We start from the raw sequence: 26,718 nt of genomic DNA on the forward strand, positions 1-26,718 counted from the left end.
CTTACGCCGCCACCGCAGTGACGCCTTCGAGGCGATCTTCGAGTTCGTCGCTGGCCGCATGGAGAGCGGCCAGGGTCGCGGCATCGGGCGACCAGAATTGCCGGTCGCTCGCCTCGATCAGGCGGTTGGCGACGCGCGCGGAGGCCTTGGGATTGAGCTCCGCCAGCCGCTCGCGCATGTCCGCGTCGAGCATGAAGGTCTCGCTGATGCGCTGATAGACCCAGGGCGACACCGCGCTGGTCGTGGCCGACCAGCCCATCGTGTTGGTGACATGGCTCTCGATCGTACGGACACCCTCGAAGCCATGCTTGAGCATGCCTTCGTACCAAGCCGGATTGAGCATGCGCGTGCGGGTTTCGAGATCGACCTGCTCGGCGAGCGTGCGGACCTTGCTCGGCCCCTGGGTCGCGTCGACGATGTAGATGGGGGCGGGCGTGCCTCTAGCGCGCGTGATCGAGCGGCTGATCCCGCCGAGCGCATCGACATAATGATCGATATCCGTGACGCCGAGTTCGACCGAGTCGAGATTCTGATAGGCGAGATCGACGCCGGCGAGCGCGGTCTTGAACAGTTCGGCCTGGCGGGCCGGCGTGCCGGCGCGGCCATACGCATAGCCCTTCTGGCGCTCGAACACCTCGGCGATCTCGTCCGGGTCGCTCCAGCAGCCCTCGTCGATCAGCATGTTGACGTTGGCGCCGTAAGCGCCCTCGGCATTGGAGAAGACGCGAAGCGCCGCCGTCTCCAGATCGCAGCCATGCCTGGCGGCGTGCGCCAGGCTATGCTTTCGCACGAAGTTGTGGTCGAGCGACTCCTCGGCGGTGGCGGCGAGCCAGGCCGCCTCGGCGATCATCCGCGTCTGCAGCGGCAGCAGATCGCGGAAGATGCCCGAGAGCGTGACGATCACGTCGATGCGGGGACGCCCGAGTTCGGCGAGCGGAATCAGCTCGGCGCCGGCGAGGCGGCCATAGCCGTCGAAGCGGGGGCGCGCGCCGATCAGCGCGAGCGCCTGTGCGATCTGGGTACCTTCGGACTTGAGGTTGTCGGTGCCCCACAGCACCATCGCCAGCGTTTCCGGGAAGCGCGCGCCGCTCGCCAGGTGGCGCGCGATCAGATCATCGGCCTGGGCTGCGCCCTGCGCGCACGCGAAGGCGCTCGGGATGCGGAACGGATCGAAGCCGTGGATATTGCGACCGGTCGGCAACACCTTGGGATTGTGGAGGATGTCACCGCCGGGTGCGGGGCGGATGAAGCGGGCATCGAGCGCGTGGATCAGCCCGTCGAGTTCGTGATTGGCATGCGGGAGGTCGGCGTCGGCAGCGGCGACGACGAGCTGCGCGTGGGTTTTGTCGGACATCGCCGTGCCCAGCACATGCAGGCCGTGCGGGATCAGTTCGCGCTCCAGTTCGTAAAGGCGCGCGGCGAGCGTGGCGAGATCCGCCGCGTCGAGATCGAGCGCCTCGGCGCCCTCGCGGATCAACGGCTGCAGGGCGGCTTGCTCGGTTTCCGACGGCGACGAGCGCCACCGCTCTAGCAGCGCCTTGAGGTCCGTCAGCCCGTTGTAGAGGCCGGCCTGCGCGACCGGCGGGGTGAGGTAGCTGACCAGGGTCGCGCCCGACCGGCGCTTGGCGATCAGGCCTTCGGACGGGTTGTTCGCGGCGTAAAGATAGATGTTCGGCAGGTCGCCGACCAGTCGCTCGGGCCAACAGTCGCCGGAGAGGCCGGCCTGCTTGCCCGGCATGAACTCCAGCGCGCCGTGCGTGCCGAAATGCAGCACGGCGTGCGCGCCGAAATCCTCCCGCAACCAGCGGTAGAAGGCGCTGAAGGCGTGCGTCGGGGTGAAGCGGCCTTCGAACAGCAGCCGCATCGGATCGCCTTCATAGCCCAAGGCGGGCTGGATGCCGACAAAGACCTTACCGAAGCGCGCGCCCAGCACGTGGATCGTACCGCCATCTCTCTGCTGCTTACCGGGCGCCGGCCCCCACTGCGCCTCGATCTCGGCCAGATGCGGCTCGCGCCGCACATGATCGTCGATGGCAATGCGCGCGTGGACATTGGCGTCGGCACCGTAGCGCGCGGCATTGCCGTGCAGCACCGCCTCGCGCACGGCATCGACGTCGGCGGGAACTTCGACATCATAGCCTTCGCGGGCGAGCCGGGCGAGCGTCGCATGCAGCGATTCCCAGACGGCAAGATGCGCAGCAGTACCGGTCGCGCCGGCATTGGGCGGGAAGTTGAACAGCACGATTGCCAGGTTGCGCGCCGCGCGATCCGTGCGGCGCAGCGATACCAGTCGGGCGACCTTGGCAGCCAGCGCTTCGGCACGATCGGGGCAGGAGCGCATTTCGCGCGTGAGGCCTGATGCCGGGAAGGTGCAGCGTCGCGCGCAGCCGGTGCACGCGCCCGACCCATCGGCGCGGCCGCCGAACACGCTTGGCAGCACCGCGCCGTCGAGCTCCGGGATTGCGACCATCATCGTCGCCTCGATGGGCAGCAGCCCCTGTCGGCTGGCGCCCCATTGCTGGAGCGACTGAAACTCGATCGGATGCGCGGCGACATAGGGCACATCGAGCCGCGCGAGCATCGCCTCGGCCGCCTCGGCATCGTTATAGGCAGGGCCGCCGACGAGGCTGAACCCGGTCAGCGAGACGACCGCATCCACCGTCGCCTGGCCATCCTTTAGGAAGAAGGCCTCGATCGCGGGACGCGAATCCAGCCCGCTCGCAAAGGCAGGGATGACGCGCAGCCCCTTGGCCTCGAGCGCCGCAATCACGCCGTCATAATGGCCGGCGTCGCGGCCGAGCAGGTAGGAGCGCAGCATCAGCAGGCCGACCGTGCCGGTCGTGCCCGGCGCTGCGGGCAGCGCGTCCAGCTGGTCGGTCATCCGGTCTGCCAGCCGCGGGTGATAGACGCCGACCTCGGGATACTCGCGCGGCGCTTCCGCACGCTCGGCGTGGCCGGCATAGCGGTGGGCAAGCGCGCGGACCATGCCGACGACATTGTCGTCGCTTCCGGCCAGCCAATATTGCAGCGTGAGGAAATAGGCGCGGACATCCTGCGCGGTGCCGGGAATGAAGCGCAGCATCTTCGGCAGGCGGCGCAGCATCTTCATCTGGCCTACGCCCGACGAGCCTGGCTTGGACGAGCCGCGCATTCGCTTCAGCATGGCGAGGGGCCCCTTGGCGGGCCTGTCCATGCGATAGTCGCCGAGCCGGGTGAGCTTCACCACCTCGCTGCCTGACATCAGGCCGAGCATTGCGGCGCACGCTTCGCGGCGTGCCTGGAGCGCGGGAAGGACGGCGCGAATATGGTCGTCGAGGAACAGCATCGTCGCGATGATGATGTCGCCGCGACCAATATCGGCCAGGCACGCGCCGAGCGCGCCGGCGTCGCGATCCCAGTCCGACGCGGCGTGGAAGCCGATCGTGATGTTTGCGCCATCGCGGGCGAAGCGCGCCGCTGCCCGCTCGGCCGCGCCCGACAGATGATTGTCGAGCGTGACGATCACGACGTGCAGGGGCGCGCTAGCGGGCATAATGCGCCTTTGCGTCGTACAGCGTGTCCAACGTGATTGCAGCGAGCCCCCGCTCGGCGGCGAACTTTTCGGTATTTCGCCGCGCCTTGCCGCGCACGAAGAACGGGATCTTGAGCAGTTCGCGTTCGGCGTCCGACTGCCATTCCGCGCGCTCGCCGGCGGAAGCGGGCGGGGACGAGGGTTCCGCCATCGTCGATACCCTGTCGGCAGGGAGTGGGGCGGGACCGCAATGGCCGAGATGGCTTGCACCGCCGGCGTCCGAAAACTCGAAATCGTCGCGGAACATCGTCAGGAGATGCTCCTCCAGACCCATCACCAGCGGATGGACCCAGGTGTCGAACAGCACATTCGCGCCTTCGAACCCCATTTGCGGGCTGTAGCGGGCGGGAAAATCCTGAACGTGGAACGGCGCCGAGATTACCGCGCACGGAATGCGCAACCTCTTGGCGATGTGGCGCTCCATCTGCGTACCGAGCACCAGCTCCGGCTGGAGCGCCTGGATCGCCTCCTCGACAGCGAGATAATCGTCGGTGATCAGCGGTTCGAGTCCGTGGGACGCGGCCGCCTCGCGCAGGTCGCGCGCGAATTCGCGGTTGTAGCAGCCCAGCCCGACGACCTCGAAGCCGAGTTCGTCGCGCGCGACGCGCGCTGCGGCGATCGCGTGGGTGGCGTTGCCGAAAATGAAGACGCGCTTGCCCGTCAGATAGGTCGAGTCTACCGAACGGCTCCACCAGGGCAGGTTCGAGCCGGTGAGCGCGGCGGACGGATCGACGTCGGCGAGAGCCGCGACCTGCGCGATGAAATCGCGCGTCGCGCCGTGGCCGATCGGAACAGTACGGACGGTCTTCTGACCGAACTGTCTTTCGAGCCAGCGGCAGGTCGTGTCGGCGATCTCCGGGTAGAGGCAGATGTTGAAACCGGCTGCAGGAAGCCGCGCGAGATCATCGGGAGTCGCACCCAGCGGGGCGGTGACGTTGACGGCGATGCCGAGCGTCTCCAGCAGGCGCGTGATCTCGATGACGTCGTCGCGGTGGCGGAAGCCGAGCGCGGTGGGGCCGAGGAGATTGGCGCTGGGTCGGTCACCGGCGGAGCGGGGCGCGCGTTCCGTGCCCGGACTCATCGTGCGGACGAGCCGGTAGAACGTTTCGGCCGCGCCCCAATTCTCCTTTCGCTGATAGCTCGGCAATTCCAGCGCGACGACCGGACAGGGCAGCCGCATCGCATCGGCGAGGCCGGCAGGATCGTCTTGGATCAGCTCGGCCGTGCAGGAGGCGCTGACCAGCATCGCCTGCGGCGTGAACCGTACATAAGCGTCGCGGGCCGCCGTCTGGAACAGCTCGGCGGTGTCCTTGCCGAGATCGCGCGCCTGGAAGGTGGTGTAGGTGACCGGTGGGCGCTTGCCGCGCCTCTCGATCATCGTGAACAGCAGGTCGGCGTAGGTATCGCCCTGCGGCGCGTGAAGGACGTAGTGAACGCCCTCCATCGCCGCTGCGACGCGCATCGCGCCGACGTGAGGGGGGCCTTCATAGGTCCAGACCGTGAGCTGCATCGCCTCAGACCCTCAGCACGTCGCGGCGCCGCAGCGGTCGCGCAAAGAGTTCGGCGAGGTCGCCTGCCTGATCGAAGCCGTGGATCGGCGAGAAGACCAGCTCGATCGCCCATTTTGTCGTCAGCCCTTCGGCCTCCAGCGGGTTGGCGAGGCCCAGGCCGCAGACGGTCAGGTCGGGCTGCGCGGCGCGCACGCGATCGAGCTGCCGATCGACGTCCTGGCCTTCGCTGATCAATGTGTCAGCCGGGAGGAGAGCCAGCTCCCGAGCCAGATGACGGCGGTGGAGATAGGGCGTGCCGACCTCGACCGGACGCATCCCCAGCTCGGTGGCGAGAAAGCGGGCGAGCGGCACTTCGAGCTGCGAGTCCGGCAGGAAGGTGATGCTTTTGCCGTCGAGGCGAGCCCGGCTGTGTTCGATCGCGCGCTTGGCCCGTTCGCGCCCCGGCGCGATGACCCGGCGGAAATGCATCTCGTCCACGCCGAAGGCCATCGCAGCGGCGTGGAGCCAGCTGGTCGTTCCCTCAGCGCCGAAGGGAAACACCGCATCGAGCCGGATCGCCCCGCGATCCTCCAGCGCCCGCGCGGTTTCGCCGAGAAACGGCTGGGCGAGCAGGAAGCGCGTGTTCGGCCCCACCGGCGGCATCGCGTCGGATTTGCGAGCAGGGAACGAATGCACGGTCGCGATGCCGAGCTCTGCGAACAGCCGGAGGAATTGATCCTCGACGATATCCGGCAGAGCTCCGACGATCATCAGGCTCGGCGCGTCGGAAGCATCGGCACGCAGCTCCGGGACTATCGCGGCAAGGCAGGCATCCTCGCCCTCGGTAAAGGTCGTTTCGATCCCGCTGCCCGAATAGTTGAGGATTCTGGTCGTGCCCGCATGCTTGACCGATAGCCGCGCCGCGGCGCGCGACAGATCGAGCTTAATCACCTCGGATGGGCAGGATCCGACGAGGAACAGCAATTTGATGTCAGGGCGGCGCGTGAGGAGCCGATCGACGACGCGATCGAGTTCCTCGTTGCAATCAGCCATCCCGGCGAGATCGCGCTCCTCTATGATCGCGGTGCCGAAGCGCGGCTCGGCAAATATCATCACGCCCGCTGCCGATTGCAGCAGATGCGCGCAGGTGCGCGAGCCGACGACGAGGAAAAAGGCGTCCTGGATCTTGCGATGGAGCCAGATGATTCCGGTCAGCCCGCAAAAGACCTCGCGCTGGCCGCGCTCGCGCAGCACGGGGGCAGACTCACAGCCCAGCGGAAGAGTGGCGGGCGGCGCCGGGCTCACGATGCGAATGCCATTCTGCTGCTCGCCAACTGCAGCCTCGCTGCGCGCAGTTTGAGCACAAACTGAATCGCGTTGATTGCGTAGGCAACGTACGCAATCAGGGCGAGAAGCATGCGGTCACGCTCGCCTCCAAAGTCGCCGATCAGCGCCACCAGATAGGCGGTGTGCAGCGCCAGCACGAATATGCTGACCACATCTTCCCAAAAGAAGGCGCGGGCGAACAGCCATTTGCCGAACACCCGCTTCTCCCAGATCGAGCCGGTGATCATTATCGCGTAGAGCGCGCTTGTCTTGACGACGATCGAGACCGTCGCTGCTGCCGAACCTTCGCCGGTTGCCAGATAGCGCAGGACGAGAACGAGGCTGACCAGAAAGATCAAGAACTGGATCGGAGCGAGAATGCCTTGGATCAGGGTCCAGGGCGAGGAATCGCGGCGGCGGCGCTCTTCGGGCGAGTAGAGCTCGGCGCTGCTGCCGCTACCATCCACCGCTATAGAAGGGTCGCCCAACCGCATCGCTTCCCGCCTGCCCCACATTTCTCCGGAAGATTAAGCCGGCGGGGCGAGAAGTGTCAAATAAATATGACGTCCGAAATATGTTACACAGCGCTCGTTCGCACGCGCGTTGCATATTGTCAGCGAAGCTTGAGAGGCATAGTCTGCGAGTCGGGCGCCCTTAGAAAAACAAGTCATTGGGCGCGGTTGGAAATGTGTCGATCAGGCTGGGAGAGCCGGAGATGGCATCGATGATCCGATATGAAGGCGCGTTACCCGCGATCGACGGAGATCTGTTTGAGCGCAACTTCGCTCCGGATCCGGCAAGTCTCGCGGCCTTCCTCGTTCATGTCGATACCGATCATGCTCGCTCCCTTTCAACTTTGATCGAGAGTGAGATCATCCCGCGCCTGATGATCGCGCATGCGGCCCCGGCACGGGCGACACCGGCAGGCGAATTCGATCCGATCATCGATGTCGTCGAAATCGAGGCGTTCGCTCCTCTGGTCATGCAGGTCGAGGCAGACGCGCTGCTCTCCCATGTCGAGACGATCCTAGCGCGCGGCATCGCGTTCGAAACCGTGATGGTGGATCTGCTGGCGCCGACTGCGCGTCTGCTGGGCGAATATTGGGAGGAGGACCGCTGTGATTTTGTGGACGTCACGATGGGCCTCTGGCGCCTCCAGGAGGTCATCCACGAGATTTCGGCCCGGGTGCCCGCCGGAAAGCTTGCGCCCTCGGGCGGCCGCCGCGCTTTGTTCGCCTCGATGCCGGGCGATCAGCACAGTTTTGGCGCGGTCTTGATCGACGAGGTCTTCCGGCGCGACGGGTGGCTGACCGACCGGCTCAGTGAACCGGAAGCCGCGTCGCTGTTGAGGCGCGTGGCCGCGGAGTCGTTCGACATAATCGGATTGACCGTCAGCTGCGACTGCCATATCGCGAGCCTTGCCTCGTTCATTGCTGCGCTGCGGAACGTTTCCAAAAATCCGCGGCTCTGCGTGATGGTAGGCGGCAGGATTTTCAGCGCGGATCCAGATCTGGCGGCGCATGTCGGCGCCGATGGCACGGCCCGCGATGCGAAGCTTGCCTTGAAGGTCGCCGTTGAACTCGTCCGCGCTCGCGAATGGGAGGCCGCAGCCTGATTTGATTCTGCGTGGAGTGCGGCGCTCGCCGATGGACCAGCATAGTGCCCCGCCCGTTAAAACGGCCTTTGCGACGTCCGCGTTGCCAGCGGCGCTTTCGGCAGAGGTAGCCGCGCCCCTGCTCGCTGCGGTCGGTGATGTGACATTCATCCTGACCCATGACGGCACGATCCTGGATGTGATGGCGCAGGGCGATCTTACAAATCATGGCTTCGCCGATTGGGTCGGCGAGTCCTGGATCGACACGATGACGATTGAGAGCCGGACGAAGGCCGCCGAGATGCTGGCCGCCGTTGCCGAGCCCGCGCTCGTGCGGTGGCGTCAGGTCAATCATCCTGCGGCCGGCGGCGATGTGCCCGTACGATATATGGTCGTGAAGCTAGGCGACCGGCTGATTGCCATCGGTCGCGACATGCGCGCCGCCGCGGCGATGCAGCAGCGCCTGCTTCAGACCCAGCAGGCGCTGGAGCGCGACTATATCCGCTTGCGCCAAGCCGAGACGCGCTATCGGATGCTGTTCGACATGGCGTCCGAGCCGGTCCTGATCATCGATGTCCAGACGCGGCGCATCCGCGAGGCCAATCCGGCGGCGCACCGCCTGCTCGGCGCGCGCGAGGGAGCCCTGATCGGCACTCCCATTGGCGCCATCGTCGCGCAGGACCAGCGCGACGACTTCGTGGCCTATCTCGGCGCGGCGGAAGCGGCCGACAATCTCGAGCCGACCTCGCTGGAACTCAGCGCGCGCGCCGGCAGCGCGCGGATTTCGGCGCGATTGTTCCGTCAGGCGCGCATGCCTCTCCTGATCATACGCATCGAGCCTTCCGAAGGTGGCGAGGCGGAACACCGCTTCGATGCGGCGCTGGGCGACGTGATCGAGAGGATGCCCGATGCGTTCGTGCTGGTCGATCGCGACCTGAACGTGCTCACCGCTAACGCGGCCTTCGTCGAACTGACGGAGATGCCTTCGGCCGATCGAGTGGCCGGGGCGCGTCTCGGATCGTGGATCGGCCGCCCGGGCATCGATCTGGAACTGATTGTCGCGCAATTGCGCGAGCATGGTTCGGTGCGCAACGTCGCGACCATCGTGCGCGGCGCAGCCGGCGCGCAAGAAGATATCGAGATGTCCGGGGTCGTGGCGTCGGTGCAGGGCGGCGAATGCTTCGGCTTCACCATCCGTAGCGTTGCGCGCCGCGTGCGCGAGGCGCCGGTTGCCGTTCGGGATGCGCCGCGATCGGTGGATCAGCTAACCGAGCTTGTCGGGCGGATGTCGCTCAAGGAGATCGTGCGCGAGAGCACCGACATGATTGAGCGGCTCTGCATCGAAGCGGCCCTCGCTTATACATCCGACAACCGCGCTTCGGCCGCGGAGGTGCTCGGCGTCAGCCGCCAGAGCCTCTATTCCAAGCTCCATCGGCATGGCCTGGGCAATCTCGTTTCGGGCGACAGCTGACAGCGCGTATCCGTCAATTCCATTTGACGCATTTTTATGTCCAGTCTAGCCTCCTGGTATGGACCGGCTGGCCGCTTTCCGTATGGGGACCCCCTCTCCTGCTCTACGCGACATTATCGAGCTCCTTAAGCCAGTCACCTGGTTCCCGCCGATCTGGGCGTTCATGTGCGGGGTGGTGTCGTCGGGCGTCGCGGTCGCCGATCGCTGGCCGTTCCTGATCGCCGGCGTGCTGCTCACCGGGCCTCTGGTGTGCGGGACGAGCCAGGCGGTCAACGACTGGTTCGATCGCCATGTCGATGCCATCAATGAGCCGAAACGGCCGATCCCATCGGGCCGGATCGCAGGGCGGTGGGGGCTCTGGATCGCCATCGCCGGAGCGGCTCTGTCGTTACTGGTAGCATCGGCGACGGGGCCGTGGGTGCTGGCCGCTACCTGTCTCGGGCTGGTCTGCGCGTGGGGTTACAGTGCGCCGCCGTTCCGATTCAAGGCTAGCGGCATATGGGGTCCTGCGGTGGTCGCGCTGACCTATGAAGGGCTGACCTGGTTCACGGGCGCCAGCGTGATGGCGGGAGCGCTGCCCGCTACGCACACGCTGATCATTCTCGCGCTCTACAGTTTCGGCGCGCATGGCATCATGACGCTCAATGATTTCAAGGCGGTGGAAGGCGATCGCGCCACCGGCTTGCGCTCGCTTCCCGTGCTCCTGGGGGTAGGACCCGCGGCGCGACTCGCATGCAGGGTGATGGTCGCGCCGCAAGTGGTGGTCGTTGCCTTGCTCGCGTCCTGGGACCATTGGCTGGCGAGTGGTATCGTCGCTGCCTTGCTGATCGGGCAAGCCGTGCTGATGCGCCGCCTGCTTGGCGATCCTCTGGCGCGCACTCCGTGGTACAATGCGACCGGCACGACACTATACGTGCTCGGGATGCTCGCATCAGCTTTCGGGCTCGGCGGGGTCGCGGAGCTGTGAAGCCGACTTCGCTGGGCTGGCTCGGCATCGTCCGGCTCGGGCTGGTCCAGAGCGCGATCGGCGCGATTGTGATGCTGGTCACGTCCCTGCTCAATCGCGTGATGGTCGTCGAATATGCGCTGCCCGTGGCGTTGCCGGCCGGGCTGGTCGCGTGGCATTATGCGGTGCAACTGTCGCGACCGCTGTGGGGTCATGGCTCGGATCGCGGGCAACGGCGCACGCCGTGGATCATCTTGGGCATGGGACTGCTCGCGTTCGGCGCCATGCTGGCGATCTGCGCGCTGAGCCTGCTCGCCGCACATTCGGCCGGGGGTTATGCGCTTGCGATCGTCGCATTCTCGATGATCGGCGCGGGCGTGGGCGCGGCAGGCACGTCGCTGCTCGCGCTGCTGGCGACACGCGTCGCGCCGGAGCGGCGCGCGGCCGCCGCATCGATCACCTGGATCATGATGATCGCAGGCATCGTCATCACGGCCGGCATCGCCGGGGCGCTGATCGATCCTTTCTCGCTGCGCCGGCTCGCGCTCGTCGCGAGCGGAGTCGCGGGCGGGGCGCTCTTTCTCGCGACCGCGGCCATTTGGGGTGTGGAAGGCCGGGCTGGGGCGGTGCAAGTCGCCGCGGGGAGTGCGACCGAGCCGGACTTCGCCACGGCGCTACGGGAGATGCTCGCCGATCCGGAAGCGCGCCGCTTCACGCTCTTCGTCTTTCTGTCGATGCTGGCATACTCGATGCAGGACCTGATCCTGGAGCCGTTTGCCGGGCTGCTGTTCGGCTTCACACCGGGCCAGTCGACCCGGCTTTCCGGGCTGCAGCATGGCGGCGTGCTGGCCGGCATGATTCTGGTGGGCGTCGGTGGGAGCGCGTTCGGCGGGCGTACTGCCACCAGTTTGCGCGGCTGGATCCTCGGCGGCTGCGCGGGTTCGGCGCTGGCCTTGGTCGGGCTGGCGCTGGCCGCGCGCGCCGGGCCGAACTGGCCGCTCTCCGCCAACATCGCGGTGCTGGGTTTCGCCAATGGCATATTCGCGGTCTCTGCGATCGGCGCGATGATGGGGCTGGCCGGCGGCGAAAGCGGGCGCGAGGGAATGCGCATGGGCGTTTGGGGTGCGGCGCAGGCGATCGCGTTTGGGCTGGGGGTGCTGATCGGTGCCATCGGCGTCGATGTCGGTCGTGCCGTGATCGGCTCGACGCCCGAGACGTTCACGGTGGTGTTCGGCGGGGAGGCTTTGCTTTTCCTCGTGGCAGCGTCACTCGCGCCGAGCGGTGTCGCGCGACGCAAGCGGCTGGAGCCCAAGGTCGCATGACCGCGGGGTATGATTGCATCGTCGTCGGCGGCGGGCCCGCCGGTGCTACCGCCGCGACCGATCTCGCCTATGCAGGGCATCATGTCCTGCTGCTGGACCGGGCCGGACGGATCAAGCCGTGCGGCGGCGCGATCCCGCCGCGCCTGATCCGGGATTTCGAGATACCCGATCATCTGATCGTCGCGCGAGTAACGTCCGCACGGATGATCGCGCCGTCCGACAATAGGATCGACATGGCCGTGGATCGCGTCGGAGACGGCAGTTTTGTCGGCATGGTCGATCGCGAAAGCTTTGACGAATGGCTGCGCGCGCGGGCGGCCTCGGCTGGCGCCGCCCGGTGCACCGGCCGCTTCGACCGGATCGAGCGTGACGGAGACGGTCGTGCGGTGGTGGTGCATCACGATCCCGATGGGATCGAGCATAAGACGCGCGCGCGCTGTGTGATCGGCGCCGACGGAGCGCGATCGCGCGTCGCCCGTGCGGCCTTCGCTGAGGCGGAGCAAACGCCCTGCGTGTTCGCTTATCATGAGATCATCCGTTCGCCCGCCAATGACGACGCCCGCTTCGATCGCGACCGCTGCGACGTTTTCTATCAGGCGGCGCTTTCGCCGGATTTCTACGGCTGGATTTTCCCGCATGGCGACACCGCAAGTGTCGGCGTCGGCAGCGCGTGGAAGGGCTTTGGGCTGCGGGACGCGGTCGGCCGGCTCCGCGCGCAAGCGGGTCTGGGTCAGTGCGAAACGATCCGGGGCGAGGGCGCGCCGATCCCGCTGCGTCCCTTGCGGAAATGGGACAATGGCCGCGACGTGCTGGTGACCGGCGACGCGGCGGGCGTCGTCGCGCCAGCATCGGGCGAGGGCATTTATTATGCGATGGTCGCCGGCCGCGAAGCGGCTGGTGCGGTCGCCGAATTCCTCCGTTCTGGCGATCCGAAGGCGCTCCGCTTGGCGCGTCGACGGTTCATGCGGGAAAATGGACGCGTGTTCCAGATTTTAGGGATCATGCAACACTTCTGGTATCGTAACGACCGGCGTCGCGAGCGCTTCGTGACGATGTGCGAGGATAGCGATGTGCAGGACCTGCTCTGGCCGGCCTACATGAACAAGCGGCTGATCTATGCGAAACCACTCGCGTACCTGCGCATATTCGCGAAAGATATGCGGCACTTGCTGCAGACGGCGGTCTGACGATCGTGAGCCGCTCCTGGGCTTTTCCCATCGTCATCGCATCTTTTGGCGCAGCGATCGTTGCGCTGCTCGGGGCGACGATCACCGACATCGGGCTATGGTATCATAGCCTGATCCAGCCGCGCTGGGCTCCGGCGGACGTGGCTTATGGGATCGCCTGGACGGCGATCTACGCCTGCACCGCGCTCGCAGGCGTAACGGCGTGGCTCGCGACGTCGCACTGGGTTGAGCGAGAACGACTGCTTGGCCTGTTTGCGCTCAGCGGATTTCTCAATATCCTGTGGAGCCTGCTCTTCTTCCGCTTGCACCGTCCTGATTGGGCGGTGATCGAGGTGCTGGGGTTGTGGCTGTCGATCGCAGGACTAATCATCATCGTCTGGCCGCGTTCGATGCTCGCCGCGGTGCTGCTGCTGCCCTACCTGCTATGGGTGACCTTCGCCGGCTATCTCAACATGACGATCGTCCAGCTCAATGGACCGTTCGCCTGACCGGAGCCGGCTGGATAGCCTGGCTGTTCGCCAGGGGTCATGCCGCCGACGTCGTCTTGGCGGTCATGCTCCTTGAACTGGTTTGGCTGGTGTCGATGTGCGCTTGGCGCGGGACCGATGCGCTGCTGAGGCTGGTGCCCGGGGCGTTGATGCTTCTCGCGCTGCGGGCGGCACTGACCGGGCTGGACTGGCGCTGGATCGCACTTTCCCTAGTGGCGTCCTTTCCCGTGCACCTTGCTGATCTCGCGCGGCAGAGACGATAGATCCGGCCGCCGACCGCCGGAATGGGCGCGATCAGCTGTTGCTCTTCAGATAGGCGATCACGTCGGCTCGTTTCTGCGGATCAGAGAAGCCGGCGAAGGTCATCTTGGTTCCCGGCACGACGCGTTGCGGCGCTTCGAGATACTGGAACAGCTTCTCGGGCGTCCATGTGATCCCGCTATCCTTGTTTGCGGTTGAGTAGGAGAAGCCCGCGATGGTGCCGGCCTCACGGCCGACCACGGCATGCAGCGACGGGCCGATCTTGTTCACACCCGCATCGATCGAGTGACATGTCTGGCAGGTCAGGAAGGCGATCTTGCCTTTGTCCGCATCGCCCGTGTAGCTCGCATATTTCACGCCGCTGATCGTGTCGGTATTGTCGGCGGCGGGCGCTGCGGGGGCAGCGGGTGTAGCAGTTGAATTGGTCGATACTGGGACAGTTGTCTCGGGTATCGTCGGCTCGGTAGTGGTCGTCGAAGACGGCGGAGTATCCGTGGGCTCCGCCGTCTTCGAGCAGGCTGAGAGGGTGAACGCGGACATCGCCGCACAAAGCGTCCATCCCGAGAAACCAACCATCGAACCCGATCGAGCCATCCGACCTCTCCACCGCATGTTGAGCCGCCGTTCTCGGCGCCCAACCACAAACTGTCCAACATATTTTACGTTCCGTCTGTCCAGTTCGATTTCTCGCGATCCTGTTCCATCCCGCCGACGAGTCCCAGCAAGGCGCCTCTGCCCAAGCGTCGCGACGATCTGTCGGCGGGTCACGTCGAGATCCCGCGCACGCGCCGGGACGCGTGTCGAAGCTGAAGTTTTGATCTGCGGTATCGTATACCGCTCGGCCCACAACGCGGAGACCGGTCGGCTCCCTTGCCTACCGTGCGGGTGCGTCTGAAAGGAGATTGGCCCCCCCAGGCGACTATGCGGGAGGAATCGCGGTAGCAGGCTGGCGAGCCTCAGATCGCGCGCCATCCGTGCGGCCAGTTGGTCGATCGAGCAGCTCCGCGATCCCGGCCCAATGGTTTCGTTCACCGGGATGATCGGATCGGCCGCGGCAGCGCCGGGGCAGGATTTCGCAACGGCCAAAGCCGCCCAGAGAGACCGCACTTAAAGCGCGTCGGTTGAAGGATGCCCTCGCCCGAGATGGCAGGTAAGCCGGCACAAACGCGGATGTCATGACTGGCTGGGCAGCCGGAACGTGGTCTCGAAACGCTTGAGCGCCCGTCCGGCCTCGGTGTGAAAGTTGCGCTGAGCGTCGGCGTCATAGGCGATGCCGCGCAGCGCGAGCAAGCAGAGAACAGGCATCTTGGCAATCTCGGCTAGAGCCGCGGTTCACTGCGTCGCAAAAATTACCTAAATTTGTGCGCGGCGCACGATAGGCCCGATATTTGAAATGGATCAGGATTCTATCGTTCAATTTCACCAAATATAGGCACATGGACCCGAGCTCTTGGAAAAGCGCTTTTGACTGTTTCTTTGATGCGACGCGTGACCTGGTTGTACGCCTTGTTTAGTAGAGTATGCCGAGTAAACACAAGTCTATGCTCAATACGGCGAAACCTCAGTATTTGTGCAAATAGAGCTCGACCTCCTGCCGTCTCCGGACTATCGGCATCAAACTCGAGACCCATCATGGCCGCGCGGTCTACTGCTGCGAGAATCAGGAGTTTGGTTGCCTCAGGGTTCGGTTTAGACGCGTTGGTGGTAGAAGGGCGCCTGCGTGTGGAAAGCCAGTAATAATATCGGTTTCTGTCCCATACGCAGGCGATCGCGGCATCCGGCATGCCTTCGCTGCAAGGCTCGCGCATATTTATGGCAACTATCGCGTGCGCTTGTCCACGAGCAATGCCTTCGCTTAGAAGTTGATGTGCAGCAACGAGGGGAGAGTGGCTTCGCGAGGGTAAATTGTGCCGATAGAACCGGATGAAGTGATCGGGATGTATGTCTTGTATTGTCATTTCATTCGCTGCAGCTCTGATTTGTGCTCGGTGCCGGCTTTTCATACGCGAGAGTATATCACTGTCGCCTGGCTGATTAAGATAAGTCGGCAAGAGAGTTAGGCTGAACCCTGCCGCCATGAACTCGTCCCGCACGATCGCTGCGTAGTCAGAATTGCTATCGCACACGAAGCGCATGCTCACATCAGAGGGCAACTCGCTCACGAGATGGCGAATAGTATGGCGCTGCCTATCCGATGATAGACCGCTCCGTAGAACCGGGCCGCCGAGATGCGTCCAGAACGGAGACACGCCCAAGCGCAATCCGATTTTGTTTCTATAAATGATGTAGCGCAGCCAGCCTTCGCACGATTCAGCTGATCCGGCATTGATATCGACTGTCGAACAAACATTGCGGCAAGCCGCATCAACCCACCAGTCCTGAAGAAACACCGGTCGGTCTTGTGAGTCAGCTTCGGCGCTGCCGTGCGACCACGGAGCTGTGTCCATCAACTCACCTGTTTAACGTTGGCGCACAGATTCCTCGCTAGTCCGCTCTCGTTGAGCTGGTGTCACTACCCCCGATGGCTAGCAGAACCTTCTCTTATTGATTAGCCAATACCGCTATTAGTTCACCGCGTTCGAAGACCTCAACTTCGGCCGTCGCAACGTCAAATCCAAGCATCGGTTTCAAGGCCATCGTGGCGCGCCGCGAGCGCCGTCTGGGGGCGCTGGCTTCGACGAGCTCTCATTCTGGCAAGCTGATGTCGGCCCAATGCGTAACGTTTTCGATCGGGAGGACATCGCGCGTTCCCGCCCATCCGGGTCCGTCGAGCCCATTGTCGAACCAGGCTCCTACTTCGGCGTCGCCGTTCCAAAGCAGCATGTCGCGCCCGTCCTTTCGATCATCTGGCATAGCCGCGATCGCCTGCCAATGAATGAGCGGAAGGGTGACCATCCGATCTTTCTACTATTTTTGGGAAGAGCTCGCCATGACCGCGCTGACAAAGGTTCTCGCTGATCTTGCCGTCCGGCTGTTCTTGCGCCCGTCATCCCGCGCCCTGATCATCGCCGCCTGCAAAGCCGAGGTCGGGCGAGAGAACGTTAGGCTGGACCCAGCGCCGAGAGGCTTGGTAGCGTGCTTCGTGTTGCTGCCAGCGAATGCCGGTGGGCCGCGGACGTGATGGCGACGCCAGCGTCGGCAATCAGAATGAGCACCGTCGCCACCGTCTCGCTCGGGACGCGTGTACATTACTGTTTTGCGGTGCCGCCGCGATTTAGTAAGGCAAGGTCAAAATAAAACAGATGCTTAATCTGGATGAGCGCCTCTTCAGAGCAAGGACGGTCGTCAATTCGTCAAACCCGGGTCAGCCGTGGTCGCTCTGTTGCGCAAGCTTGTCTGCTTCGTCTCGCTCGCCGCAGGATCCCTTCCACCCGTTTGGCGGCAAGCTATCCCCGCCTCTATCTGTTCGGCGACAGCCTCGTTGATGTTGGCAATGCCTTTTCCGGCTCCAAGGGCATCCAGGCGAACCCGACTAACAGCTATTCTGATCTTTGCTTCAACAACGGGCTGATTTTTCGCGGACAATCTCGCCAACGCCATGGCGCGCCAGCAAATATGAGGTGGAACTGATTCTGATCCTCCTGGCCCCTCCCGGAGGGGGCGTCCGTGGCGATTCAGCGCTCGACGATGCGGGTGTACAGATGCCAGGTCGCATAACCCAGCACGGGCAGGACGATCGCAAGCCCGATGAAGACCGGGATCGACCCCAGCAGAAGCAGCGCCGCCACCGTTGCGCCCCAGCGCGCCGTTGCGCCCGGGTTCATCGCCGCCGCCCGCAGCGAGGTACGCACGGCGAGGTCCACGCTCACGGGCCTGTCGACCAGCATCGGCGCGGACACGAGTGTCAGGACCAAAGTCGCTGCTGCGATCAGCGCGCCTGCGGCATTGCCAAAGATGATCAGCATCCAGCCGTCCGCCGTCGTAAAAAGCAAGCTGACAAACCCTGCCGCCCCGACGGGCTCGAGCTGGCCGAGCGTCGCCGCATACAGAGCCCAGGCGACCGCCAGCCAGATCGCGAAGAGGCCGACCATCATTGCAGCCAGCCCCACAATTCCGTTCCGTCGATCAGATAGGAGCGGATCGAGGAAGTGCGACCAGCCCGCCGGTTCATTTTGTTCGCGGCGCCGCGCAAGTTCGTAAAATCCCGACGCAACGATCGGTCCGAGAATCGACAGGCCCGCGGCCAGGGGGAAAAAAAACGGCAGCAGCGAACTTTTCAGTGCGATCACCGCGGTGATCAGCCCGATCGCCGGATACAGCAAGGCCACGAACAGGACATCGCCGCGTTTAGCAACGAAATCCTGCCAGCCGCTTTGCAACGCCCAATGCAAATCGTCAGGGCCGATCCGGCGAACGGCAGGTTGTGCAGATGGTGACGAGACGGACCCGGTGGGATTCAGTGCGGCAGGCATGGCAGGCACTCGCGCTGTGCAAGCGGGAGCATTGCGCTCTCGGTCGCCATCACGCTCGCGTCACAACCGGTGGCGATACTTCTCTATACGCTCTCAAAGAGACCTTGACGAATCTTGCGCTTCCTCAAGCCATCCGACGCTGCGCGCCTCCATAGCCACCGACCACCTCGATCCATTTTCGTTGAACGAGGCCGACACCCGTCGCCTCCCCGGCTTTATTTTCCGGGCACCACCACTTTGACGATTTCGCCACCGCCGAAGCGCATCGCGGCGGGATGCCCCAGAGCGTTTGCGCTCCGACCGTCGCGGCGTTGGCACTTTGACGTGCGCCGGTAAGCGAGCTTGCCCTCCCGGGCCAGCGCTTGCAGGGCGGCGTGCTGGCGGCCGCCGGCCTCGACGGAGAACGTGCGGCGCAGCTTGCGACTGGCGGTCACGATCAGATTCTGGAGCAGTCCGCGACAGGCGTCGCCGCCATCTCGAACGCCTATCAGCTTCTCTGGCCGATCACCGGCGCAAGCGCGGCAACGGCGCTCTTCTTTGGTATCGCTCTGCTGGCCTCAGGCCAAAGCAGAACCTAAGCGGGATGATCGCGGGACGCGCTGAGCACAAAGCAGCGACGGCCCTCTTCGCCAGAGGCTCCTCTATAGCCGCAACGACGGTAAAGCTCGACCTTTCCCGCCTACCAAATGTCTGTCTGACTGCGGCTTGGTGGCACGCCGCTTGCGGAAGCCTGGCAGCGTAGCCGTATCGCGTAGCCATCTGCCATCGCATTGGAGCGATTGGCGTACTTCGCTCGCAAACGACGGCATTCGTGGCACGCCATTTTTGCCCGACGCACAAGGGGAACGCCATGCCACGATGTGCGGTTCGTTGTAAGCCGACAGGTCGATGCCCAGGCATTCAATGCGTACCATTGATTCGGGAATGTGCCGATGACAATCCAGGTGAACATCACGCCGAATGGCCGCATGAGCCTGCCGGTCGAGATCCGAAAAAGGCTGGGTCTCAGCGAGGGCGGACAGATCTTTCTGGAAGAGATCGAGGATGGCGTCGTGCGGCGGACCGCCGCGCAGGCCGTTGCCCGCGCGCAGGCTATCGCAAGACAGTTCACCGGCGATCGGCCGAGTGCCTCGGTCGATGCTTTTCTGGCGTCACGACGGGCGGAAAGCGGCGAGTGAGCGAGTTCATCCTCGATGCGTCCGGATTGATCGCCATGGTCAAAGGGGAAACGGGTGGCGTCAAGGTGGCTGATGCGATCGCCTCGGCCCGGATCAGTACGGTCAATTATGCGGAGGTCGTCAGCCATTTGTTCACGCCGGCACGGGCCTCCGTGACGTGGATGCGATGCTGGACCCGCTCCCCATTGAGCTGGTGCCGCTGGACAAGTCTGTGGCGAAGCTTGCCGGTCGACTCGGCGCGCTGACGTCCAGCGCGGGTCTATCGCTGGGTGATCGCAGCTGTCTCGCGCTGGCTTTGCGAGACGACCTTCCCGCGTGGACCGCTGACAAGACCTGGCGCACGATCGCCGACGCCGTGAAAGTGAAGGTCGTGGTCATCCGCTGACCACGGGCTACGTATTGCCCGCTCAGCGGGTAAGCTTGATACGTTCTAGACTGTAACCGGACGGCCGTCCTACTCCGGCCGGATAGGTCAATTCGCATTTGCAACCCGTCAGCATCACCTGCTGATGCCGGCGCACGCCGACGCTCCTGCACCTGACCAGCCCCGCTTAACGAATCCAATAGCCTTGGCCCCAATCAACAAATGGGTCGGATTGGCGTGACTTTGTTTTCGACCCTGCCGCGATGTGCGGTGACAGCGCCATTGAGTGTCCGGGCGGCGCGATCGGGCAGTCGCCTTAAGTCGGAGCCAGCCCATGAACGAGAGCGACGACACTGCGACTCGTGCTCGAAAAGCGCGTCAGAGCTCGCCCTTCCTAACAGCCAAGCAGACCGCCTTTTACCTCGGCCTTTCGGGCAGCACTTTGAAGGGAATGCGCAGCGAGGGGCGCGGACCGGTTTGCCGCATGCACGGCCACGCTTATTATTACCATATTGACGAAATCGATGCGTGGTCGAACGCTCGCAAAAAGGGCGACAAGGATGCGTGAGCGTCGCGATCTTGGCTTGTTTGGCTCGGGCAATGCGGTGCGAGGCGCGCCATCCGGTGACCGTCGAGTTGCGCTGCACGCAGCGCTCATTAGCACCGGATGCGCGATCGTGCTCATCACGATTGTGCTGCCGCCGTTGCCCCGGCTGATCTGGAACGCCAGTTCCAGCGCGCCGACCGGCCTGTATCAAATCAACCCAACTGCCCCCATCGCGACCGGCGACATCGTGGTCGCGCATATGCCTGCCGACGTACGCGCGCTGGCGGCCGGCCGTCATTACATCCCCGCAGGAGTACCGTTGGTAAAGCGTGTGGCCGCATCGAACGGGGATCGGGTCTGCGCTCTAGGAAGCAGCATCACGATTAACGGCCGTCGCGCTGTCAGTCGCCGGACACGCGATGCGTCGGCGCGCGCGCTTCCCCAGTGGCGGGGATGCGTGTCGCTGGGTCATGACGCACTGTTGCTGCTGATGACGGATGTACCCGATTCGTTCGATGGCCGCTATTTCGGGCCGACGCAGCGCCGGGATGTGCTGGGCAGGGCGACCGCGCTGTGGTTGCGCTGAGGGGCGCGTCGCTTGCGCTCATGCTGGCGACCAGCCCGCCGGTCCGGGCCCAGTCAATTGCAGATTGGACGCCGCATATCGTCGAGGCATCTCGTCGGTTCGGCGTGCCGGTGTCGTGGATCGAGCGCGTCATGCAGGCCGAGACCGGTGGCCGCAGGACGCTGAATGGGCGCCCGATCGTCAGCTGGACAGGCGCGATGGGACTGATGCAGCTCATGCCGGGCACTTGGGAGACGATCCGCGCAACACTGAACCTCGGACGCGATCCGTTTGATCCACGCGACAATATCTTTGCTGGTACCTTCTATCTGCGCAAGATGTACGAGCGGTTTGGACACCCAGGTCTGTTCGCTGCCTATAATGCCGGGCCGGCGCGCTACGTGGCGTTCCTCAGCGGACGGCGCGGTCTTCCGGCGGAGACGAGGACCTATCTCGCTAAGGTCGCGGGCGGGCCTCTGTCTGCCCCAGCACTGCTATCGGCGCAGTCTCCAGTGACGACCTTCGCAACAGCGACGGCGGTGGCCGCACCTCTACCGTCGCCTGTGGAGCCCGCGTCCGGTTCCAACCTTTTCGCTATCCGCGTGCCGTAATGGAGCGCGTTACCGCGCTTCAACCCCTCCAATCAGAGGGGTGTCGCTGTGCGCGGTGAGAGGTGGTCTCGGGTCGGGCCGCGCCACGCTGTCGAGCCCGGCCAGACCCGATGGTTCAGCCGACTTTGCGTGCGTTCGAAACATGATCCTCACTGGAGCGGTCACCGCTAAGCCAGCGCATACATTACTATCCTGTCGCGGCCCCGATCACTGAGCCGCCACTTGGGCACAGATTGAGCGGGCACTTAAATCGGGCTTGGCTCAGTCGTTATCGAAAGTGTCGGCAGGCTTCCCCGCTATCCGACATTAGCGAGGAGCACGGCGGATCCGACAGGCTTGGCCGTGCTCCGAGTCGCCGCTCCGCAGCGGTTGGGCGCCTGATCTAAGCCTGGCGCCCGCCAACATATGATCCGGTATCCCGCGATTGTCGTCCGGCCAGGTCCTTGGCCTTCCACGGCGCCAGTGTCGGTTTGCTTTGAAATGCTGGGTTTTCGACGCTTTGGGTAGCACCGATTTCCATCATAGCCCGTGTGAGCGATGCTGTGTCGAAGCGCTGACGGAAGGCGTCGATGGCTGACGATACCGAGTTCGAACCTGCTATGGGTCGCATGCGCAACCAGCGCGCGCGTACCTATCTTGGACGCGCGATCGCCGCTGCCAATCTGGCCGGCGGCAGGATCGGCAAAACTAGCCCCCGGCAACGTTGCCTGGGCGCGCGCATCGGGCGCGGAGCAGGGGTCGGGCGCGTCCTTGCCCAGCGTGGCGCGCGCGCGAGCTTCCGGTCACGTCGCGTCATCGTCAAGGCGAGCATCGTCAGACTGGCCGGTAAGGGGGCGGCAAGGGCGAGTGCGCATCTGTCCTATCTGCTACGCGATGGCACGACGCGGGCCGGCGACCCCGGCTCGCTCTATGGGCGGGACTCCGATCTCGTCGATGGCGCGGCATTCCGCGGGCGCGGCGCTACCGACCGCTACCAATTTCGTTTCGTTGTGTCGGCCGAGGATGGCGCGGAATATGAAGATCTGAAACCGCTGACGCGGCGACTGATGGCGCGTGTCCAAGAAGATCTCGGCGTCAAACTTGACTGGGTTGCGGTTGACCACTTCGATACGGGTCATCCGCACACGCATGTCGTCGTGCGCGGCAAAGATCAGTTAGGCGGCGATGTGGTGATCGCGTCGGAATATTTGACGACGGGCATTCGCGAGCGCGCATCGGAGCTTATCGATCTCGATCTTGGACCGCGTTCCGCGCGCGACGTGCAAGCAGGGCTTCGCGCTGAGGTCCAGCAGGAGCGATTGACCTCGCTCGATCGATCGCTGGCGCGCGATATGGACGCGGATCGGACAGTTTGTCTCGCCTATGGCAGCCCTTTCGATCGCGCGCTTCGCGCCGGCCGGCTTGCCAAGCTCGGCACATTAGGTCTGGCAGAACCGATCGGCGACGCACGCTGGCGCTTGGCGGCCGACTTCGATGCGACGCTGCGTGAGATCGGCGAGCGCGGTGATATCATCCGCACGATGCAGCGTGCCTTTGCCAGTCGTGGACTTGCTCGAGCGCCTGTTGATCAGGTGATCTACGATCCCAAAGCTGCGCAAGCGCGCCAGCTCGTAGGTCGCGTCGTCGAGCGCGGGCTCGCCGACGAACATGCAGCCCGCCATTATCTCATCATCGATGGTCTTGATGGCCGTACGCATTTTGTCGGCATTGGCAGGGGAGCCGATCTTGAGCACCTATGCGAGGGCGCGGTAGTAAAGATCGAGCCGCTCCGAGCCGAAACACGAGACGCCGATCGCATCATCGTCGCGGTCGCTGCCGCTAATGGCAATCGCTACGACGTGGAAGCGCATCTTCGCCATGATCCCAGCGCTACCGCGGCGTTCGCCGGGTCTCACCTCCGGCACCTCGAAGCCATGCGCCGTCTAAGTGGGAGCGCGACCCGCGAGCCATCAGGCCAATGGATCATTGCCACTGATCATCTTGCGCGCGCGGAAGCGCACGCAGCGAGGGTGCTGCGCGACCGGCCGATCTCCGTTGAAATCTTGTCGGTGAGGCCGCTGGCGCACCTGATTGATGCGGACGCTGCGACATGGCTCGATCGCGATCTCATCGGGGCCCAACCGCTTATGGCCCGAAACGCTGGCTTCGGAGCCGAAATGCGAGATGCGCAGGATCGGCGGAGGCAATGGCTCATCGCCCAGGATTTGGCGGTAGAGGACAATGCAGGAACACGTTACGCTGCGGGAATGCTTGGCATTCTTCAAAGGCGCGAACTGTTACGCGTCGCCGGGCGACTGTCGGAAGAGACGGGACTGTCTTTTGTCGAGACGCGGCCCGGCGCCCGGATTGATGGTGTCTTCCGCCAGCGGATTGAGGCGATCAGCTGTCGGTTCGCGCTGATTGAAAACTCGCGCGAGTTTACTTTGGTACCGTGGCAACCGCCGCTTGAGCGGCAGCTAGGAAAGCCCGTCTTAGGAATCATGCGAAGCGACAGCGTCAGCTGGTCGATCGGACGAGGGCGGGGCGGGCCGACCATCTCTTGATCGCTATGCGTCGCCGATCGGGCTGGCGACCATCCCTGTAAGGGCGCGATCGGCGCCCCGATTGCCTCCGCCATCTTCCTGCTGCAGACGCGGTCGCGAAGGCGGGCAGGCCGATTTAGCGCTAGGCCGCTGCGCTGCGCGCAAAGATCGGATGCCGCCCAGCGTCGCTTTCTAACCGACCGCGTGTTGGACCTTAGACGGCGGATCTCACGTCATCGAACGGTGCAATAAGCGGGAGAGCGCGCCGCTAGAACCCTTTTCCAGCTAGAGCGCCGACGAGAAACGGTCGATGCCCGTCTCGCCCCCGAACCCTACCTCCGCTGCGGGGTTATCTTCCATGCGCTTGCGGCGCTCCGCTGATCGGTGCCATTCTTGTGCGGACGTCCCAAACAGGCCGGAGCGCGATCCCGCCGGAATGTAAGGGGAGTGGGGTTCGAGCCCGTCAAATCCGTGAGCGATGCGACGGCCAAGGATCGTTCATGCACCCTGACGTAGTCGGGCACGATGCGTATCCATATCTTTCTCGTCGTGGCGATTGCGGGCTTGCTGTCGAGTGCTGGGAGGACCGAGAATCTCCCCTTCGATCTAGCCGGCCCGACTTTGCGGGTCTCAGTCACCCATGCAGGCAAGGTGCTTCCGATCGCGAACGTTCCGCAACTGGCGACCGGGGATGAGATTGATGTCCGCGCCGACCTGCCGGAGGACCAGTCCGCACGTTACCTACTCGTCGCCGCCTTCCTGCGCGGCGCGACGAACCCGCCCCCCGAGAATTGGTTCACGCAGTCTGAGGTATGGAATAAAAAGGGCCGCAGGGGTCTGACGCTGACCGTGCCGGACGGTGCGCAACAGATCATCCTGTTTCTAGCGCCCCAAACTGGCGGCGACTTTTCGACCCTCCGAAACGCCGTCCAGGGAAAACCCGGCGCTTTCGTTCGAGCCGCGCAGGATCTTGCGCAGGCCTCGCTCGACCGTCGCCGACTCGAGGCGTTTCTTGCAGCCGTCAGGAGACCGGCGCCGGGTGACTCCGATCGCCTGGAGCGAATCACGCCGCTTCTGGCCCGCAGCCTGCAGATCAAGATCAACAGCGATTGCCTCGCCAAGGCACCCGAGCTGCAGGTGGCATGCCTTCTCCAGAATCAGGACGCGTTGGTACTGAACGACGGCCACAGCAATGCGATCACCGATGCGCTCGCGGGCCCGGGCGTCGATCTCGCGCTGCAGATCAGCTCGACCCCGCAAGGGGGGCTCGGCTATTACAGCCCGTACATTGCGGCGGTGCGCGATATTATCGGCATCTTCAGCACGATGCACACTGCGAAATACCAGTATATTCCCGCGCTCGCGACGCCGGACGGCAATGCGCTGCGGCTCGTGCTCAACACCGCGCCCTCCTTCCATAATCCAAAGTCGGTGTTGGTTACAGCGCTTCCGATCGTCGCGCCGGTTCGGCTGCCGCCTCTCGAGATCGCCGACACCGATCCGGCGATCTGCGCGCAAGCCGATGAGATCGTCATACCGATCAGCGGCGCGCCACTGGTCTACGCGACCGACTATGCGCACGATCTGGTGTTGAGCGTCGAATTGCCCGGCGGGACGATCGATCTGCCAGCGACGCCAGACGTGGAGCGTGGTGGTCTGGTGATCGCAACGAACGGCAAAGTGCCAATGACGGTAACGACGCCGCTGAAGGCCACCGTCCGCGGACTATGGGGGTTCGTCCCTTTCGAAGGTCCAGCGATCCGTCTTCAGCCTGCCAGGCCTGGTGCCTGGCGTCTCGCGTCGGATGCGCCGGCGGTGAAGCGCAGCGGGCAGGTCGAACTCGCCGGCGGAGCAGCCGCGTGCGTTACGCGGGTCTCTCTCGGCGTTGCGCCGGTTGCATGGAAGCGGCTCGCGCCAGATCGGATCAGCCTCGCCGCCCCCCGGGACGGCACTACGATCGAAGTGAGCGGCCCCAAGGGCATAGAAGCGGAACGGATCGTGCTTGCGGCTCCGCCACCCCTTGCTCGTTTCGCGGCGACCGTGATTGCTCGGCACATCGAGCGCCCGACGCAGGTGTCGTCGCTGTCGCTTGCGCTAGGATCCGACGATCAGATCCCGTCCGACTCCACACTCCGCGTCTCGTTCCGCGCCGTGGACAAGGCGCGTTTTACTGGGCGTGAGACGATCGAGGTCTCGGCAAGCTCCGGCGGCGTCACCGCTAACCTGACCACTGCCAATGGGCTGACAATCGCCGATCCGCAGGTCGCACTCGCGACAATACAGCCGGCGAACGCGTTGGGCTCGTCTGCCTTCGGTCCGCTGCGAGCACGGATCGTTCGCGACGGCGTGGCGGGCGATTGGCTTTCGATCGGCACGCTCGTCCGACTGCCCGCCGTCCGCCAACTGCATTGCCCCGACGATCCGGCGGCAACCGCGTGCGAATTGAGCGGTGACAACCTCTTTCTGATCTCAGCCGTCTCGTCCACGGCGGGTTTCGAGACGTCGGCAGCCGTTCCCGACGGCTATCCGGGCAACTCCATTCAGGTGCCGCGTCCGTCGAACGGGGCCTTGTATGTTCGCTGGCATGATGATCCGTCGGCGGTTGGGCGTATCGGGCAATAGATCGCCTGTGGCTCGTGATGTTACGCCGAGCAACCGCAACGCTCCACGGATTTGTCCGATCTGCACTCGCCTTCGCCGCGAAGGCTTCAAGCATGATCTAACATGATTAGGGCTTAGTTCCTGAGGGACGTCGATCTCATCGATGGTCGCCATATTTGTCCGTAGCTGACCCGACGGCGCCCTTCAGCATCCTGTAGTTTCACCTTCTATTCGACGAGTCATTGGCCGTCGGGATCGCGCC

Annotated in this window: 24 protein-coding genes and 1 pseudogene; 15 read left to right on the plus strand and 10 right to left on the minus strand. The window is 64.3% G+C overall.

From position 1 onward, the window contains the following. Window position 1 precedes the first annotated feature (1 nt). Genes Q4F19_RS17775 through bchF form a run of 4 tightly spaced genes read right to left on the minus strand, consistent with a single transcriptional unit; the run spans window position 2 to window position 6,881 of the window. Window positions 2-3,532 (minus strand): magnesium chelatase subunit H, encoded by a 3,531-nt coding sequence (locus tag Q4F19_RS17775; protein ID WP_303545447.1) that lies wholly within the window; start codon window positions 3,530-3,532, stop codon window positions 2-4. Then, a complete protein-coding gene (gene bchB / locus Q4F19_RS17780; protein ID WP_303545451.1) occupies window positions 3,522-5,081 on the minus strand; it encodes a ferredoxin:protochlorophyllide reductase (ATP-dependent) subunit B in 1,560 nt (519 codons plus the stop codon). The genes Q4F19_RS17775 and bchB overlap by 11 nt, the downstream gene beginning before the upstream one ends. A gap of 4 nt (window positions 5,082-5,085) precedes the next feature. After that, a complete protein-coding gene (locus tag Q4F19_RS17785; RefSeq protein WP_303545453.1) occupies window positions 5,086-6,366 on the minus strand; it encodes a ferredoxin:protochlorophyllide reductase (ATP-dependent) subunit N in 1,281 nt (426 codons plus the stop codon). Further along, the gene (gene bchF / locus Q4F19_RS17790) at window positions 6,363-6,881 is read right to left on the minus strand and encodes a 2-vinyl bacteriochlorophyllide hydratase (RefSeq protein ID WP_303545455.1); all 519 of its coding nucleotides are present in this window, start codon (window positions 6,879-6,881) and stop codon (window positions 6,363-6,365) included. Before bchF ends, Q4F19_RS17785 begins: the two co-directional genes overlap by 4 nt. 392 nt (window positions 6,882-7,273) lie before the next feature. Between bchF and Q4F19_RS17795 the strand changes: the two genes are divergently transcribed. The 7 genes from Q4F19_RS17795 (at window position 7,274) to Q4F19_RS17825 (ending at window position 13,658) form a co-directional block, all read left to right on the plus strand. Further along, on the plus strand, window positions 7,274-8,002 hold the full coding sequence (locus Q4F19_RS17795; protein WP_303545458.1) for a cobalamin B12-binding domain-containing protein: 729 nt from the start codon (window positions 7,274-7,276) through the stop codon (window positions 8,000-8,002). A gap of 31 nt (window positions 8,003-8,033) precedes the next feature. Continuing rightward, entirely contained in the window at window positions 8,034-9,452 is a 1,419-nt protein-coding gene (gene ppsR / locus Q4F19_RS17800) for a transcriptional regulator PpsR (RefSeq protein ID WP_303545461.1), read from the plus strand. Window positions 9,453-9,510: 58 nt separating this feature from the next. Beyond that, a complete protein-coding gene (gene chlG, locus Q4F19_RS17805) occupies window positions 9,511-10,419 on the plus strand; it encodes a chlorophyll synthase ChlG (RefSeq protein ID WP_303545462.1) in 909 nt (302 codons plus the stop codon). Continuing rightward, window positions 10,416-11,720, plus strand: coding sequence for a BCD family MFS transporter (locus Q4F19_RS17810; RefSeq protein WP_303545464.1), 1,305 nt, complete (start codon window positions 10,416-10,418; stop codon window positions 11,718-11,720). The genes chlG and Q4F19_RS17810 overlap by 4 nt, the downstream gene beginning before the upstream one ends. After that, entirely contained in the window at window positions 11,717-12,907 is a 1,191-nt protein-coding gene (locus tag Q4F19_RS17815; RefSeq protein ID WP_303545467.1) for a geranylgeranyl diphosphate reductase, read from the plus strand. The genes Q4F19_RS17810 and Q4F19_RS17815 overlap by 4 nt, the downstream gene beginning before the upstream one ends. Window positions 12,908-12,912: 5 nt before the next feature. Further along, window positions 12,913-13,395 (plus strand): TspO/MBR family protein, encoded by a 483-nt coding sequence (locus tag Q4F19_RS17820; protein ID WP_341850201.1) that lies wholly within the window; start codon window positions 12,913-12,915, stop codon window positions 13,393-13,395. Window positions 13,396-13,460: 65 nt separating this feature from the next. After that, window positions 13,461-13,658: a hypothetical protein gene (locus Q4F19_RS17825; RefSeq protein WP_303545469.1), complete on the plus strand. Its 198-nt coding sequence runs from the start codon at window positions 13,461-13,463 to the stop codon at window positions 13,656-13,658. A 31-nt stretch (window positions 13,659-13,689) separates the two neighbouring features. On the opposite strand, the gene Q4F19_RS17830 is transcribed toward Q4F19_RS17825, so the two are convergent. The 4 genes from Q4F19_RS17830 to Q4F19_RS17845 form a co-directional block, all read right to left on the minus strand. Beyond that, entirely contained in the window at window positions 13,690-14,196 is a 507-nt protein-coding gene (locus tag Q4F19_RS17830) for a c-type cytochrome (RefSeq protein ID WP_303545471.1), read from the minus strand. A 633-nt stretch (window positions 14,197-14,829) separates the two neighbouring features. Next, entirely contained in the window at window positions 14,830-14,961 is a 132-nt protein-coding gene (locus Q4F19_RS17835) for a hypothetical protein (protein WP_303545472.1), read from the minus strand. A 101-nt stretch (window positions 14,962-15,062) separates the two neighbouring features. Continuing rightward, the gene (locus Q4F19_RS17840; protein WP_303545474.1) at window positions 15,063-16,106 is read right to left on the minus strand and encodes a hypothetical protein; all 1,044 of its coding nucleotides are present in this window, start codon (window positions 16,104-16,106) and stop codon (window positions 15,063-15,065) included. A 235-nt stretch (window positions 16,107-16,341) separates the two neighbouring features. After that, window positions 16,342-16,551 carry a hypothetical protein gene (locus Q4F19_RS17845; protein ID WP_303545477.1) on the minus strand — a complete coding sequence of 70 codons (210 nt, stop codon included), beginning with the start codon at window positions 16,549-16,551 and terminating at the stop codon, window positions 16,342-16,344. A 360-nt stretch (window positions 16,552-16,911) separates the two neighbouring features. Between Q4F19_RS17845 and Q4F19_RS17850 the strand changes: the two genes are divergently transcribed. Continuing rightward, window positions 16,912-17,226: an SGNH/GDSL hydrolase family protein gene (locus Q4F19_RS17850; RefSeq protein ID WP_303545480.1), complete on the plus strand. Its 315-nt coding sequence runs from the start codon at window positions 16,912-16,914 to the stop codon at window positions 17,224-17,226. A 44-nt stretch (window positions 17,227-17,270) separates the two neighbouring features. Here Q4F19_RS17850 and Q4F19_RS17855 read toward each other — a convergent pair whose 3' ends face one another. Both Q4F19_RS17855 and Q4F19_RS17860 read right to left on the minus strand, forming a co-directional pair. Continuing rightward, the gene (locus Q4F19_RS17855) at window positions 17,271-18,068 is read right to left on the minus strand and encodes a DUF2189 domain-containing protein (RefSeq protein ID WP_303545482.1); all 798 of its coding nucleotides are present in this window, start codon (window positions 18,066-18,068) and stop codon (window positions 17,271-17,273) included. Window positions 18,069-18,283: 215 nt separating this feature from the next. Next, entirely contained in the window at window positions 18,284-18,502 is a 219-nt protein-coding gene (locus Q4F19_RS17860; protein WP_303545485.1) for a ParB N-terminal domain-containing protein, read from the minus strand. A 498-nt stretch (window positions 18,503-19,000) separates the two neighbouring features. Between Q4F19_RS17860 and Q4F19_RS17865 the strand changes: the two genes are divergently transcribed. From Q4F19_RS17865 to Q4F19_RS17895, 7 genes and pseudogenes are all read left to right on the plus strand, one after another. After that, window positions 19,001-19,246 carry an AbrB/MazE/SpoVT family DNA-binding domain-containing protein gene (locus Q4F19_RS17865; protein WP_303545488.1) on the plus strand — a complete coding sequence of 82 codons (246 nt, stop codon included), beginning with the start codon at window positions 19,001-19,003 and terminating at the stop codon, window positions 19,244-19,246. After that, window positions 19,243-19,631, plus strand: a pseudogene (locus Q4F19_RS17870) (type II toxin-antitoxin system VapC family toxin). Before Q4F19_RS17865 ends, Q4F19_RS17870 begins: the two are co-directional and overlap by 4 nt. 313 nt (window positions 19,632-19,944) lie before the next feature. Further along, window positions 19,945-20,178 carry a helix-turn-helix transcriptional regulator gene (locus tag Q4F19_RS17875; protein ID WP_303545491.1) on the plus strand — a complete coding sequence of 78 codons (234 nt, stop codon included), beginning with the start codon at window positions 19,945-19,947 and terminating at the stop codon, window positions 20,176-20,178. Further along, the gene (locus Q4F19_RS17880; RefSeq protein ID WP_303545494.1) at window positions 20,171-20,743 is read left to right on the plus strand and encodes a S26 family signal peptidase; all 573 of its coding nucleotides are present in this window, start codon (window positions 20,171-20,173) and stop codon (window positions 20,741-20,743) included. Before Q4F19_RS17875 ends, Q4F19_RS17880 begins: the two co-directional genes overlap by 8 nt. Before the next feature lie 20 nt (window positions 20,744-20,763). Continuing rightward, window positions 20,764-21,333 carry a lytic transglycosylase domain-containing protein gene (locus Q4F19_RS17885; protein ID WP_303545497.1) on the plus strand — a complete coding sequence of 190 codons (570 nt, stop codon included), beginning with the start codon at window positions 20,764-20,766 and terminating at the stop codon, window positions 21,331-21,333. 569 nt (window positions 21,334-21,902) lie between these two features. After that, the gene (gene rlxS / locus Q4F19_RS17890; RefSeq protein WP_303545500.1) at window positions 21,903-23,876 is read left to right on the plus strand and encodes a relaxase/mobilization nuclease RlxS; all 1,974 of its coding nucleotides are present in this window, start codon (window positions 21,903-21,905) and stop codon (window positions 23,874-23,876) included. A gap of 504 nt (window positions 23,877-24,380) precedes the next feature. Then, window positions 24,381-26,477, plus strand: a complete 2,097-nt coding sequence (locus tag Q4F19_RS17895) for a hypothetical protein (protein ID WP_303545502.1) — start codon at window positions 24,381-24,383, stop codon at window positions 26,475-26,477. Window positions 26,478-26,718: the final 241 nt, after the last annotated feature.

Origin of the sequence: Sphingomonas natans, from assembly GCF_030546695.1 — a bacterium.
Classification (GTDB): Bacteria; Pseudomonadota; Alphaproteobacteria; order Sphingomonadales; family Sphingomonadaceae; genus Sphingomonas_I; species Sphingomonas_I natans.

Excerpts from the sequence above, each read along its gene's own strand:
- Q4F19_RS17895 (WP_303545502.1), top strand. The coding sequence starts at position 24,381 with ATGCGTATCCATATCTTTCTCGTCGTGGCGATTGCGGGCTTGCTGTCG.
- chlG (WP_303545462.1), top strand. The coding sequence starts at position 9,511 with ATGGACCGGCTGGCCGCTTTCCGTATGGGGACCCCCTCTCCTGCTCTA.
- Q4F19_RS17850 (WP_303545480.1), top strand. The coding sequence starts at position 16,912 with ATGAGCGCCTCTTCAGAGCAAGGACGGTCGTCAATTCGTCAAACCCGG.
- Q4F19_RS17875 (WP_303545491.1), top strand. The coding sequence starts at position 19,945 with ATGAACGAGAGCGACGACACTGCGACTCGTGCTCGAAAAGCGCGTCAG.
- Q4F19_RS17835 (WP_303545472.1), bottom strand. The coding sequence starts at position 14,961 with ATGCCTGTTCTCTGCTTGCTCGCGCTGCGCGGCATCGCCTATGACGCC.
- ppsR (WP_303545461.1), top strand. The coding sequence starts at position 8,034 with ATGGACCAGCATAGTGCCCCGCCCGTTAAAACGGCCTTTGCGACGTCC.
- bchB (WP_303545451.1), bottom strand. The coding sequence starts at position 5,081 with ATGCAGCTCACGGTCTGGACCTATGAAGGCCCCCCTCACGTCGGCGCG.
- Q4F19_RS17830 (WP_303545471.1), bottom strand. The coding sequence starts at position 14,196 with ATGTCCGCGTTCACCCTCTCAGCCTGCTCGAAGACGGCGGAGCCCACG.
- Q4F19_RS17855 (WP_303545482.1), bottom strand. The coding sequence starts at position 18,068 with ATGCCTGCCGCACTGAATCCCACCGGGTCCGTCTCGTCACCATCTGCA.
- Q4F19_RS17845 (WP_303545477.1), bottom strand. The coding sequence starts at position 16,551 with ATGGTCACCCTTCCGCTCATTCATTGGCAGGCGATCGCGGCTATGCCA.
- Q4F19_RS17795 (WP_303545458.1), top strand. The coding sequence starts at position 7,274 with ATGATCGCGCATGCGGCCCCGGCACGGGCGACACCGGCAGGCGAATTC.
- Q4F19_RS17775 (WP_303545447.1), bottom strand. The coding sequence starts at position 3,532 with ATGCCCGCTAGCGCGCCCCTGCACGTCGTGATCGTCACGCTCGACAAT.
- Q4F19_RS17825 (WP_303545469.1), top strand. The coding sequence starts at position 13,461 with ATGCTCCTTGAACTGGTTTGGCTGGTGTCGATGTGCGCTTGGCGCGGG.
- rlxS (WP_303545500.1), top strand. The coding sequence starts at position 21,903 with ATGGCTGACGATACCGAGTTCGAACCTGCTATGGGTCGCATGCGCAAC.
- Q4F19_RS17885 (WP_303545497.1), top strand. The coding sequence starts at position 20,764 with ATGCTGGCGACCAGCCCGCCGGTCCGGGCCCAGTCAATTGCAGATTGG.
- bchF (WP_303545455.1), bottom strand. The coding sequence starts at position 6,881 with ATGCGGTTGGGCGACCCTTCTATAGCGGTGGATGGTAGCGGCAGCAGC.
- Q4F19_RS17865 (WP_303545488.1), top strand. The coding sequence starts at position 19,001 with ATGACAATCCAGGTGAACATCACGCCGAATGGCCGCATGAGCCTGCCG.
- Q4F19_RS17815 (WP_303545467.1), top strand. The coding sequence starts at position 11,717 with ATGACCGCGGGGTATGATTGCATCGTCGTCGGCGGCGGGCCCGCCGGT.
- Q4F19_RS17880 (WP_303545494.1), top strand. The coding sequence starts at position 20,171 with ATGCGTGAGCGTCGCGATCTTGGCTTGTTTGGCTCGGGCAATGCGGTG.